Genomic DNA, 12,997 nt, shown 5'->3' with positions numbered 1-12,997 from the left:
ATCAGGCGCTCAGGACTTTGCGGCCCTTGGCGCGGCGACGCGACAGGATCTTGCGGCCGTCAGCGGTCTTCATACGGGCACGGAAGCCGTGGTCGCGCTTACGCTTGAGGTTGCTGGGCTGGTAGGTGCGCTTCGTGGCCATTGGGGGCCTCTCGTATGAATGGGACGGAAAGAACCGGAAATTCTAGAGAGGTACCCCGCCCCAAGTCAAGCCCTGGCAGCTACGCCAATTCACTGCCCTGTGCAATAGCTGTGGATGTTTTTGTGAATAAGTAGGGGACAAGCATTCCGAAGGCGGGCGCTCGGTGGTAGTCTGAGCCATCCATTTCCCCCCTTTCCGGCCTGTGTTTGGGCGCCTTGTCGCGTCCACGCCCCGGCCACCGGACGATTATTGCTGATGGATGCTTGGTCCCGTAGTCTCGAGCGCCTCGAAGCGGAGTTCCCGCCGGAAGACGTTCATACCTGGTTGAAGCCGCTGCAGGCCGATCTGCGCGTGGACAGCCTGGTGCTGTATGCACCGAATGCCTTCATCGTCGACCAGGTCCGCGAGCTGTACCTGGCCCGAATCCGCGAACTGCTGGCTCATTTCGCCGGTTTCAGCGACGTTTTTCTTGAAATCGGCTCGCGCCCACGCCCGGTGGAGGCGCAGAACGCGCCGGTTTCCACGCCGTCGGCGCACGTCTCCAGCGAACCGCAGGTGCCGTTCGCCGGCAACCTGGACAACCACTACACCTTCGCCAACTTCGTCGAAGGCCGCAGCAACCAGCTGGGCCTGGCCGCTGCCTTCCAGGCGGCGCAGAAGCCGGGCGACCGTGCGCACAACCCGCTGCTGCTGTACGGAGGCACCGGCCTGGGCAAGACCCACCTGATGTTCGCCGCCGGCAACGCCATGCGCCAGGCCAACCCGGGAGCGAAGGTGCTGTACCTGCGTTCGGAGCAGTTCTTCAGCGCGATGATCCGGGCCCTGCAGGAAAAGACCATGGATCAGTTCAAGCGCCAGTTCCAGCAGGTGGACGCGCTGCTGATCGATGACATCCAGTTCTTCGCCGGCAAGGACCGCACCCAGGAAGAGTTCTTCCACACCTTCAACGCGCTGTTCGATGGCAAGCAGCAGATCATCCTGACCTGCGACCGCTATCCGCGCGAAGTCGAAGGCCTGGAAGCGCGCCTGAAGTCGCGGCTTGCCTGGGGCCTGTCGGTCGCGATCGAACCGCCGGACTTCGAGACCCGTGCCGCGATCGTGCTGGCCAAGGCGCGCGAACGCGGTGCCGAGATTCCCGATGACGTTGCGTTCCTGATCGCCAAGAAGATGCGCTCCAACGTGCGCGACCTCGAAGGCGCGCTCAATACCCTGACCGCCCGCGCCAATTTCACCGGCCGCGCGATCACCACCGAATTCGCCCAGGAAACCCTGCGCGACCTGCTGCGTGCCCAGCAGCAGGCGATCAGCATTCCCAACATCCAGAAAACCGTTGCCGACTACTACGGCCTGCAGATCAAGGATCTGCTGTCCAAGCGTCGGACCCGCTCGCTGGCCCGCCCGCGCCAGGTCGCCATGGCCCTGACCAAGGAACTGACCGAGCACAGCCTGCCCGAGATCGGCGATGCCTTTGCCGGTCGCGATCACACCACGGTGCTGCATGCCTGCCGCCAGATCCGGACCCTGATGGAAACCGACGGCAAGCTCCGCGAGGACTGGGACAAGCTGATCCGGAAGCTGAGCGAATGATGCACGGATGCCGATGAGGCGTCATCGCACAAAACGGTGCAGAATCCGGTAGCAAGCGCGGGGCACGTTGTGGATAAAAATGGCGTCTGAAATCGCGCCGATTCTATCCACAGCTTTCCCCACCCCCTGGGGGTCGGTAATACAGAGGGTTTCGAGGTCTGAAATTCTTTTATTTACAAAGACTTAGCGTTGTTTTCCAGCGATTCTGTCTCTACCAGCACCACCAAGCTTTTGATTTACTCCACATTTTTTAAAGCATAGGGGCACGGAACCACATGCGTTTCACACTGCAGCGCGAAGCCTTTCTCAAGCCGTTGGCACAGGTCGTCAACGTGGTCGAACGCCGCCAGACCCTTCCGGTTCTGGCCAATTTCCTGGTCCAGGTGCAGAACGGCCAGCTGTCGCTGACCGGTACCGACCTGGAAGTGGAGATGGTGTCGCGGATCGCGGTTGAAGATGCCCAGGACGGCGAAACCACCATTCCCGCCCGCAAGCTGTTCGAGATCATCCGCGCCCTGCCCGACGGCAGCCGGATCACCGTCTCGCAGACCGGTGACAAGATCACCGTGCAGGCCGGTCGCAGCCGCTTCACCCTGGCCACCCTGCCCTCCAACGACTTCCCGTCGGTGGACGAAGTGGAAGCCACCGAGCGCGTGGCCATCGGCGAAGCGACCCTGAAGGAGCTGATCGAACGCACCGCGTTCGCGATGGCCCAGCAGGATGTGCGCTACTACCTCAACGGCCTGCTGTTCGATCTGCGCGGTGACGCCCTGCGTACCGTCGCCACGGACGGTCATCGCCTGGCGCTGTGTGAAACCGATCTGGCCAAGCCCAGCGGGTCCAAGCGCCAGATCATCGTGCCGCGCAAGGGCGTGACCGAACTGCAGCGCCTGCTGGAAAGCGGTGATCGCGAGATCGAGCTGGAAGTCGGCCGCAGCCACGTGCGCGTCAAGCGCGACGATGTCACTTTCACCTCGAAGCTGATCGACGGCCGTTTCCCGGATTACGAGGCTGTCATCCCGATCGGCGCCGACCGCGAAGTGAAGGTTGACCGTGAAGCCCTGCGTGCCTCGCTGCAGCGTGCCGCGATCCTGTCCAACGAGAAGTACCGCGGTATCCGCGTGGAAGTCTCGCCGGGCAACCTGAAGATCAGCGCGCACAACCCGGAACAGGAAGAAGCCCAGGAAGAGATCGAAGCCGACACCACGGTCAGCGACCTGGCCATCGGCTTCAACGTGAACTACCTGCTGGATGCCCTGTCGGCGCTGCGCGACGAGGAAGTCATCATCCAGCTGCGCGACTCCAACTCCTCGGCGCTGGTGCGTGAATCCAGCAGCGAGAAGTCGCGTCATGTGGTGATGCCGCTGCGTCTCTGACACCAGCGCTGTTCCACGTGGAACCGAATGACGCCCGGGATTTTCCCGGGCGTTTTTTTTGTTCCACGTGGAGCATGAGTGTTCGTCCTGCTACAGGCGCTGATTCGACGCCTTGGAACGGGGATCTCTGCTGTCCCGTCGTTGGGTTCCAACATTGACGGTGCGAGTGGGCTCTCGGATTGGAGGCAATCAGGATTCCGGCTGCTGGATCGTCATGCTCAGTCGAATGGCCTTCTTGTCCCAGGTGAAGCAGGCCTCGCGATCGTCTGCGAAGCAATGACTCCTGTTTCTGCAGACGCCACTGTCCACAGGGCCCGTTCGAGGCAGATCGGGCTGGGCCTAGCTTCTAAATCTGGGTATAAATCTAAAGCATGGTGGTGATGGTAGGGCCAGATTTCGTGGAAAAACGCGTTATCTGTTTGATTTTAAAAAGTTTTATGAGGCTGAAACCCCCTGTATAGAGGGCCTTCGGGCTGGGGGGGAACCTGTGGATAGTTTCGCCGGCACGGTAAAAGGGCTTATTTATCCACAGATTGCCCATACCTTGTGTATAAGTCATACCGTCCCGCTGTGGATAGCGTGGAACTGTCGGTCTGAATTCGTTGAATTCTGTGGAACCCTCCAGGGTCCTGGACCGCAGAATTGAAGGAATCCGGGTGGTTTGCCGCTGGCATCGCCGTTGAGGCATCCCGCGATTCCCACTGGATGGCCGTGAAACTGCTGAAATCTGTGGGCCTACTGAGTGGTGCCGTGCCCAGATTTGAAGGAATTCGCGCCCTTCCCGATTGCGGCGGGGCCGCAGGCATGAGCCGCACACCACGTGAAACGAGCGAGCAGTGGCCGGCAGCCGTCGCGTTCCGGGGCGGATGGTGCCCGCAACACGACCGGCTTGACCGATGCAGTAAGCTGATGGATTACCCACCCTTCTACCGCCCAGTGCGGATGGTCCTTCGCGCCCCATGCAGATCCGCCGCCTCGCCCTGCACCAACTGCGTCGCTTCAGCGCGGTGGACCTGTTGCCGCAGCCAGGATTGAATCTGCTGACCGGCGACAACGGTGCCGGTAAGACCAGCGTGCTCGAGGCCCTGCACCTGATGGCCTATGGCCGCAGCTTTCGCGGCCGGGTTCGCGATGGTCTGGTCCGTCAGGGCCAGGAGGCGCTGGAAATCTTCGTTGAATGGGACGAGCAGCGCGCCCATCACCCGCCCCATCGCCGCAAGGCGGGCCTGCGCCACAGCGGTCAGGACTGGAAAGGGCGATTGGACGGCGAGGATGTCGCGCAGCTCGGGAATCTCTGCGCCGCCCTGGCCGTGGTGACCTTCGAGCCAGGCAGTCATGCGCTGGTGAGTGGTGGTGGTGAACCCCGTCGTCGCTTCCTCGATTGGGGCCTGTTCCACGTGGAACCTGATTTCCTCGCTTTGTGGCGCCGCTACTCGCGGGCACTGAAGCAGCGCAATGCGCTGCTCAAACAGGGCGGGCCGTCGCGGATGCTCGATACCTGGGATCACGAGCTGGCCGAGGCAGGAGAACCGCTGACCAGCCGCCGCCAGCACTACCTGGAGAGACTGCAGCAGCGCACGGTGTCGTTGGCAGCCACCCTTGCTCCGCAACTCGGAATCCAGGGGCTGGAACTGAGCCCAGGCTGGCGTCGCCACGAACTTCCTCTGGCCGACGCCCTGCTTCTGGCCCGGGAGCGGGACCGCCAGGCCGGCTACACCTCGGTGGGCCCGCACCGCGCGGACTGGAGCGTGGATTTCCACAGCATTCCCGGTCGCGACGCACTGTCACGTGGCCAGGCCAAGCTGACCGCGCTGGCGTGCCTGCTTGCGCAGGCCGAGGACTATGCGGAACAACGCGGCGAGTGGCCGGTGATCGCACTTGACGACCTGGCCTCGGAGCTGGATCGCACCCATCAGGCGCGCGTGCTGCAACGCCTGCTCGATGGCCCGGCGCAGATCTTCATTACCGCCACCGAAACCCCGTCGGCACTGCAGGATCTGGCCGACATCACCCGGTTCCACGTGGAACATGCACAGATCGTGGCTGTGCCATAGTGGTCACACCAGGGCCGCTCGACCCCGGCTGGTATAATTCGGGTTGGAATCCTTTCATTCTCGGCGCATCGCTCCACGCGGTGGCCGACCTGCGGAGCCTACGGCAAGCGCAATGAGCGACGAACAGAACACCCCGGCAAACAACGGCAATTACGACGCCAACAGCATTACCGCCCTGGAAGGCCTGGAGGCTGTCCGCAAGCGTCCCGGCATGTACATCGGTGATGTGCATGACGGCACCGGCCTGCACCACATGGTGTTCGAGGTCGTCGACAACTCGATCGACGAAGCGTTGGCCGGCCACGCCGACCACGTGGCAGTGACGATCCACACCGATGGCTCGGTCTCGGTGTCCGATAACGGTCGCGGTATCCCGACCGGCAAGCATGAGCAGATGAGCGCCAAGCTGGGCCGTGAGGTTTCGGCAGCCGAAGTCGTGATGACCGTGCTGCACGCAGGCGGCAAGTTCGACGACAACAGCTACAAGGTGTCCGGCGGCCTGCACGGCGTGGGTGTCAGCGTGGTCAACGCGCTGTCGCAGAAGTTGCTGGTGGATGTGTTCCAGAACGGCTTCCACTACCAGCAGGAATTCAGCAACGGTGCGGCCGTGACCCCACTGGCCAAGCTGGAAACCACCACCAAACGTGGCACCACCGTGCGCTTCTGGCCGTCGACCGTGGCATTCCACGACAACGTGGAATTCCACTACGACATCCTGGCCCGCCGCCTGCGCGAACTGTCGTTCCTCAATTCCGGCGTCAAGATCGTCCTTGCCGATGAGCGTGGCGACGGCCGTCGCGACGACTTCCACTACGAAGGCGGCATCCGCAGCTTCGTGGAGCATCTGGCGCAGCTGAAGACCCCGCTGCACCCGAACGTCATCTCGGTCACCGGCGAGCACAACAACATCGTGGTGGACGTGGCGCTGCAGTGGACCGACTCCTACCAGGAGACGATGTACTGCTTCACCAACAACATCCCGCAGAAGGACGGCGGTACCCACCTCGCCGGCTTCCGTGGTGCGCTGACCCGCGTGCTCAACAACTACATCGAGCAGAACGGCATCGCCAAGCAGGCCAAGATCAACCTGACCGGCGACGACATGCGCGAAGGCATGATCGCGGTGCTGTCGGTGAAGGTGCCGGATCCGAGCTTCTCCAGCCAGACCAAGGAAAAGCTGGTCAGCTCCGACGTGCGCCCGGCGGTGGAAAACGCCTTTGGTGCGCGCCTGGAAGAGTTCCTGCAGGAAAACCCGAACGAAGCCAAGGCCATCGCCGGCAAGATCGTCGATGCCGCGCGTGCACGTGAAGCCGCGCGCAAGGCCCGCGACCTGACCCGCCGCAAGGGCGCGCTGGACATCGCCGGCCTGCCGGGCAAGCTGGCCGACTGCCAGGAAAAGGATCCGGCGCTGTCCGAGCTGTTCATCGTCGAGGGTGACTCGGCAGGTGGCTCGGCCAAGCAGGGTCGCAACCGCAAGAACCAGGCGGTGCTGCCGCTGCGCGGCAAGATCCTCAACGTGGAACGCGCGCGCTTCGATCGCATGCTGTCGTCGGACCAGGTCGGTACGCTGATCACCGCGCTGGGCACCGGCATCGGCCGTGACGAGTACAACCCGGACAAGCTGCGCTACCACAAGATCATCATCATGACCGACGCCGACGTCGACGGCGCGCACATCCGCACCCTGCTGCTGACGTTCTTCTACCGTCAGATGCCGGAGCTGATCGAGCGCGGTTACGTCTACATCGGCCTGCCGCCGCTGTACAAGATCAAGCAGGGCAAGCAGGAGCTGTACCTGAAGGACGACCCGGCGCTGGACAGCTACCTGGCCAGCAGCGCAGTGGAAAACGCCGCGCTGGTGCCGGCCACCGGCGAGCCGGGCATCGAAGGCCTGGCGCTGGAAAAGCTGCTGCTGGCCTACGCGGCTGCACTGGATTCGATCGAACGCAACGCACACCGCTACGACCGCAACCTGCTCGAGGCGCTGGTCGATTTCGTGCCGATGGACATGGACAGCCTGCGCACTGCCGGCGAAGGCGAAGGCCTGGATGCACTGGCCAAGCGCCTCAACCAGGGCAGCCTGGGCAGCCCGCGCTTCAGCCTGGAACTGCAGGAAGCCAACGACGAGCGCCCGGCCGCCGTGCTGGTGACCCGTCGCCATATGGGCGAGCAGCACATCCAGGTGTTGCCGATGTCGGCCTTCGAAAGCGGCGAACTGCGCGCGATCCACCAGGCCTCCAAGCTGCTGCATGGCCTGATCCGCGAAGGTGCGACCATTTCCCGCGGCGCCAAGTCGATCGAAGTGGACAGCTTTGCCAAGGCGCAGAACTGGCTGCTCGAAGAGGCCAAGCGCGGCCGCCAGATCCAGCGATTCAAGGGTCTGGGTGAAATGAATCCGGAACAGCTGTGGGACACTACCGTGAATCCGGAAACCCGTCGGCTGCTGCAGGTGCGCATCGAAGATGCCGTTGCCGCCGACCAGATCTTCAGCACCCTGATGGGCGATGTGGTTGAACCGCGTCGCGATTTCATCGAGGACAACGCGCTGAAGGTCGCCAACCTGGATATCTGACACAATCGGGACACGGCCGGTGCGCGGGGAGGCGCGCCGGCCTTCGCCCCTTGAACGCAGGTACCTGATGTCCGCTTCCGCCCCGGTTTCCGCCCCGCCCCCGATTCCGCCGGCATCGGCCGCGCCGCGCGCCGGTTCCCCGTTGGCGGGTTTCTTCATCGACCTGGGCATCGCCATCGTCACCCTGTTCAGCCTGAGCCTGATCACCGGGCTGTTCTGGGGGTTCTACCGCGCGATCGTGGTCGGCCGTGCCAATGCGGAGGCCCAGGGTGGCGGGCTGTCGCCCGACGCGATCGGCGCGGCGGTTGGCCAGCCGGGTGCACTGGCGCAGATCCTGATGGCGTTGATCGCCACGGGTGGCGCGGCACTGGTGGTGTACTTCTGGCGGCGTCCGGCCACGACGGACGAGCGCTCCACTTCCCGCCAGGCGTTGCGGCGGCCCTCGACCTGGGGCTGGACCGTGCTGGTGGCTGCGCTGATCGTGATCGGCAGCAATGGCATCGCCTTCCTGGCCAGGCAGTTCGGCATCGAACCGGTGCCGACCAACGTGGAACTGATGCAGAACGCGATTGCGCGTTTCCCGCTGTTCCTCGTGTTGTTCGCGGTGGTGCTGGCACCGGCCTACGAGGAACTGCTGTTCCGCCGTGTGCTGTTCGGGCGCCTGTGGAAAGCCGGCCGTCCCTGGCTGGGCATCATCCTCAGCAGCCTGGCATTTGCCCTCGTGCACGAAGTGCCGGGTCTGAGCAAGAACTCCCTGCTGGGCATGCTCCAGTTGTGGCTGGTGTATGGCGGCATGGGCGCCGCGTTCTGTTGGCTCTACCAGCGAACCGGCACGTTGTGGGCGGCCATCACCGCACATGCATTGAACAACGCCGTTGCGCTTGCCGCGATGGTGTTCCTGGGGTCAACGTAACGCCGTGCCCGCTTGACGAAAGATTAAGCCGGTACGCTACACACTGCGGACATGAACACGGGGGAGCTTCCATGAAACAACTGCTGCTGGCCCTTGTCATCACCACCCTGGTCAGCGCCTGCGCGACCACGACGTCCCCGACCGGGCGCCGGCAGATGGTGGGCGGCGTCTCCCAGGCCCAGCTGGACCAGCTGGGCGCGCAGGCGTTTGCTGAAACCAAGCAGAAGGAAAAGATCAGCACCGACGGCCGCCAGAACGGTTACGTGCAGTGCGTGGTCAACGCGCTGGTCGCGCAGCTGCCGCCTCAATACCGTGGTGTACGGTGGGAGACCGCGGTGTTCGTCGACAAGGAACCCAATGCGTTCGCACTGCCCGGTGGCAAGGTGGGCGTGAACACGGGCATCTTCACCGTGGCGAAGAACCAGGACCAGCTGGCTGCCGTGATCGGCCATGAAATCGGCCACGTCATCGCGCGCCACCACGAAGAGCGCATTACCCGCCAGATGGGCGCGCAGACCGGCTTAGCGGTTGCTGGTGCCTTGGTTGGAGCTTATGCAGGTGAGTCGGCAGCCAACGTACTAAACCAGTTTGGTGGGATGGGCGCGCAAACGATGTTCCTGTTACCGGGTTCACGCGTCCAGGAAACCGAGGCTGACCAGTTAGGCCAGCGACTGATGGCCCAGGCCGGTTTCAACCCGGCGCAGGCGGTCGATCTGTGGCAGAACATGATGGCCGCCAGTGGCGGTCGCAGCCCGCAATGGCTGTCCACCCACCCCGACCCGGCCAACCGGATCCAGGAGCTGCGACGCGATGCACCGGCGCTGACGCCGGTCTACCAGCAGGCGCAGGCGGCTGGACTGCGGCCAAAGTGCGGATGAGTGCGCAGTTCTATGCTGTATTGCAGCACATAAAACGATTTCTCACGCCATCTGTTTCTGATACGTTTGGCGGCTCAGATTTTTCTGACAGTCCGACTTTGCCGCTAACCGGCGGTTCGATCGAGGTGAACGATGATTTTCCGTAACCACAAAGCTGTGCTTTCCGTCCTCGTCGCGACCGCCCTGACCGGCGCCGTGGTCACCGATGCCTTCGCGCAGTCCTCGCGTTCGTCCGAGCGTGGCAACCGTGGCGGCAGCAAGCAGGCCAAGTCCGAGGCGCTGTACCCGAACGCGACCCGCGAGGAGCCGACCGTCAAGGCCTCGGCCAAGATGGGCAGCAAGCTGCAGAAAATGATCGACAGCTACAACAAGGAAAAGTTCCCGGAGACGCGCACGCAGGCTGACGCGATCCTGGCCGACAGTGCCTCGAACGAGTACGACAAGTCGCTGGCCGCGCAGCTGGCCTCGCAGGCCGCCTACCAGACCGACGACACCCCGGCGGCGATCGCCTACCTGAAGCAGGTCCTGCAGTTCAACGGCCTGGACAACAACGGCCACTTCCAGTCGATGCTGATGCTGGGCCAGCTGCAGCTGCAGGAAGACAAGACCGCCGAAGGCCTGGCCACCCTCGACAAGTACTTCGCCGAGAGCAAGTCGACCAAGCCGGAAGAGCTGATCGCCAAGGGCCAGGCGCTGTACCAGCTGGAGCGCTACCAGGAAGCGATCCCGGTGCTGAAGCAGGCCATCGCCGGCGCCACCGAGCCGAAGGACAACTGGAACCAGCTGCTGATGGCGGCCCTGTCCGAAGCCGGCCAGTCCGGTGAGGCGGTCAAGGAAGCCGAAGCACTGGCGGCCAAGAACCCGAACGACAAGAAGACCCAGCTGAACCTGGCCAGCATGTACATGCAGGCCGACCAGATGGACAAGGCGGCTGCGGTGATGGACAAGCTGCGCAGCAGCGGCCAGCTCACCGACGAGCGCGAGTACAAGCAGCTGTACTCGATCTATGCCAACACCGAGCACAAGGAAAAGGACGTCATCGCGGTCATCAACGAAGGGTTGCAGAAGGGCATCCTGAAGCCGGACTACCAGGTCTACCTGGCGCTGGCCCAGTCCTACTACTACTCCGACCAGGTGCCGCAGGCGATCGATGCGTGGCAGAAGGCCGCCCCGCTCTCCAAGGACGGTGAGACCTACCTGAACCTGGCACGCGTCCTGCATGCCGAAGGTCGCATCCCGGAGGCCAAGCAGGCCGCCCAGCAGGCGCTGGCGAAGGGTGTGAAGAACCAGGCTGATGCCAAAAAAATCATCAACCTGAAGTAAGTAGGAATAACGCCTGAATGCCTGCTCAGTTGATGCGCAGGCGCTCAGGATTGGTATAAGCTTGGAGGTTCCTGCGGTGTCATGCACCGCTGATCAGGGATTCCGCCCCCGGCATCCCGGCCCCACTATTGAGCTCTTGGCGCATGACGGAACAACTAGTCGTTCACCGGTACGAACAACCCGATGACAAGGGGCTGAGCTGGCCTCGCATCGTCGGCATCGCGTTTGTAATTGCCCTGCATCTGGCCGCCTTCATGATGCTCCTCATTCCCGCCGTGGCTCCCAAGGCCGTTGCGGAGAAGGAGCGCAACGTCATGGTGACCATCGTCGATGCGCCCCCGCCGCCGCCCCCGCCGCCGCCGCCGCCGCCGCCGACCGATACTCCACCGCCGCCGGTGAAGAATCTGTCGCCGCCGAAGCCGTCGCCGGTCCCGCCGCCGCCGCAGGCGCCGGTCGTGGACGTGCCGGAACCGCGCCCGAACGACATCGTCACCCCGCCGTCGCCGCCGTCGCCGCCGTCACCGCCGAGCACGATCGAGGCCAGCGTGGACATCTCGTCGAAGGCCATGAATCCGCCGCGCTACCCGCCGGCAGCCTTCCGCGCCGGTATCCAGGGCGAAGTGATCCTGATCATTGATGTCGATGCCAGCGGCAACGTCACCAATGTCACGGTGGAAAAGTCCAGCCGTAACCGCGACCTGGACCGTGCTGCGATGGAAGCAGCTCGCAAGTGGCGCTTCAACGCCGCTGAATCTGGCGGTAAGAAGGCGGCAGGTCGCGTTCGCGTCCCGGTCAACTTTGCGCTGAACTGATGGGCCGGGTGGCCGCCTGGCCACCCCCGCCCACGGTTCGATTGTTTAGCTTAGCTACACCCTTTATCACCACACACAACAAAGGTAAGCGTCATGCTGCAGGAACTTTTCATCGCCGCTGCTGCCGGGGGCAATCCGTCCAACGCCCTGTCGCAGATGGGCTTCGAGCACCTGATCCACGAAATGACCACCAAGCCGGGTGATTTCGCGGTTTCCTGGGTCGTGCTGCTGACCCTGATCGTGATGTCGGCCATGTCCTGGTACTGGACCGTCATCAACATCTTCCGTTCGGTCCGTCTGAAGAGCGCCGCTGATCGCGTCGTCAGCCTGTTCTGGGACACCCCGAACGCACAGGACGCCATCCGTGCGATGGAAGAACAGCCGGCATCCGAGCCGTTCTCGAAGATCGCCCTGGACGCTGCCCAGGCAGCTGCCCACCACCAGCGCGCTGAAGGCGGTGCTACCGGCGGCGTCGGTGAGAACCTGAGCCGTTCGGAGTTCGTCGACCGCGCCCTGCGCCAGGCCGTCACCCGCGAAAGCAACAAGCTGCAGTCGGGCATGACCCTGCTGGCGACCGTCGGTGCGACCGCTCCGTTCGTCGGTCTGCTGGGTACCGTGTGGGGCATCTACGGCGCGCTGATCAAGATCGGTGCCACCGGCTCCGCTTCGATCGACGCCGTTGCCGGCCCGGTGGGTGAAGCGCTGATCATGACCGCGATCGGTCTGTTCGTCGCAATCCCGGCCGTGTTCGCCTTCAACTTCTTCAGCAAGGTCAACAGCGCGACCATCAGCAAGTTCGATACCTTCGCGCACGACCTGCACGACTTCTTCGCCACCGGTTCGCGCGTCCGCTAATTGCGACGCGCTGTACCCAGCGAGAACGTAGTCAACACGATCTAGACGGAGCCCGTTATGGCTTTCAGTAGTGGTAACAGCGGCGGCCCCATGGCCGACATCAACGTTACGCCCCTCGTGGACGTGATGCTGGTGCTGCTGATCATCTTCATCATCACGGCGCCCCTGATGTCCCACAAGGTCAAGGTGGATCTGCCGGAAGCCAACCTGATCCAGAAGCCGGAAGACGCTGAAAAGCGTGCCGGCCCGATCACCCTGGCAGTCAAGGAAGACGGCTCGATCTACTGGAACGACGAAGAAATCAACAAGCAGACTCTCGAGTCGCGCTTGGCGACCGCCGCCCAGCAGACCCCGCAGCCGCCGCTGAACCTGCGTGGTGACCGCACCACCAAGATGCGCGTCATCAACGACCTGACCAAGGTCGCGCAGGAGCAGGGCATGCTGGACGTCGGCTTCGTCGCGACCAAAGAAAAGGGGCAATAAGC

The 12,997-nt window shown here is 63.4% G+C and carries 11 protein-coding genes; 10 read left to right on the top strand and 1 reads right to left on the bottom strand.

The features are described 5' to 3' along the window. Nucleotide 1: 1 nt before the first annotated feature. The gene (gene rpmH, locus N7590_RS01135; RefSeq protein WP_005411729.1) at nt 2–142 is read right to left on the bottom strand and encodes a 50S ribosomal protein L34; all 141 of its coding nucleotides are present in this window, start codon (nt 140–142) and stop codon (nt 2–4) included. 255 nt (nt 143–397) lie between these two features. On the opposite strand from rpmH, the gene dnaA reads away from it, so the two are divergent. The 10 genes from dnaA (at nt 398) to N7590_RS01085 (ending at nt 12,995) form a co-directional block, all read left to right on the top strand. Next, nucleotides 398–1,729: a chromosomal replication initiator protein DnaA gene (gene dnaA, locus N7590_RS01130; RefSeq protein ID WP_005411730.1), complete on the top strand. Its 1,332-nt coding sequence runs from the start codon at nt 398–400 to the stop codon at nt 1,727–1,729. Between the two features lie 275 nt (nt 1,730–2,004). Further along, nucleotides 2,005–3,105, top strand: a complete 1,101-nt coding sequence (gene dnaN, locus N7590_RS01125) for a DNA polymerase III subunit beta (RefSeq protein ID WP_005411731.1) — start codon at nt 2,005–2,007, stop codon at nt 3,103–3,105. Nucleotides 3,106–4,064: 959 nt separating this feature from the next. After that, the gene (gene recF, locus N7590_RS01120) at nt 4,065–5,159 is read left to right on the top strand and encodes a DNA replication/repair protein RecF (RefSeq protein WP_053448354.1); all 1,095 of its coding nucleotides are present in this window, start codon (nt 4,065–4,067) and stop codon (nt 5,157–5,159) included. 112 nt (nt 5,160–5,271) lie between these two features. Further along, nucleotides 5,272–7,731, top strand: a complete 2,460-nt coding sequence (gene gyrB / locus N7590_RS01115; protein ID WP_053508123.1) for a DNA topoisomerase (ATP-hydrolyzing) subunit B — start codon at nt 5,272–5,274, stop codon at nt 7,729–7,731. 67 nt (nt 7,732–7,798) lie between these two features. After that, nucleotides 7,799–8,644, top strand: a complete 846-nt coding sequence (locus N7590_RS01110; protein WP_053508119.1) for a CPBP family intramembrane glutamic endopeptidase — start codon at nt 7,799–7,801, stop codon at nt 8,642–8,644. A gap of 71 nt (nt 8,645–8,715) precedes the next feature. Further along, a complete protein-coding gene (locus tag N7590_RS01105) occupies nt 8,716–9,522 on the top strand; it encodes a M48 family metallopeptidase (protein WP_053508116.1) in 807 nt (268 codons plus the stop codon). A gap of 132 nt (nt 9,523–9,654) precedes the next feature. Next, nucleotides 9,655–10,845, top strand: a complete 1,191-nt coding sequence (locus N7590_RS01100) for a tetratricopeptide repeat protein (RefSeq protein WP_053448358.1) — start codon at nt 9,655–9,657, stop codon at nt 10,843–10,845. Between the two features lie 254 nt (nt 10,846–11,099). Further along, nucleotides 11,100–11,657, top strand: coding sequence for an energy transducer TonB (locus tag N7590_RS01095; RefSeq protein WP_180878546.1), 558 nt, complete (start codon nt 11,100–11,102; stop codon nt 11,655–11,657). Nucleotides 11,658–11,750: 93 nt separating this feature from the next. Beyond that, a complete protein-coding gene (gene exbB, locus N7590_RS01090) occupies nt 11,751–12,512 on the top strand; it encodes a TonB-system energizer ExbB (RefSeq protein WP_008265438.1) in 762 nt (253 codons plus the stop codon). A 57-nt stretch (nt 12,513–12,569) separates the two neighbouring features. Next, nucleotides 12,570–12,995 (top strand): biopolymer transporter ExbD, encoded by a 426-nt coding sequence (locus tag N7590_RS01085; RefSeq protein WP_040006786.1) that lies wholly within the window; start codon nt 12,570–12,572, stop codon nt 12,993–12,995. Nucleotides 12,996–12,997: the final 2 nt, after the last annotated feature.

The organism is Stenotrophomonas sp. GD04024 (genome assembly GCF_029837545.1).
In the GTDB taxonomy this organism is placed as follows: Bacteria; Pseudomonadota; Gammaproteobacteria; order Xanthomonadales; family Xanthomonadaceae; genus Stenotrophomonas; species Stenotrophomonas forensis.
Note: the sequence above shows the minus strand (reverse complement) of the source record. Positions and strands in the feature narration are given on the sequence as shown.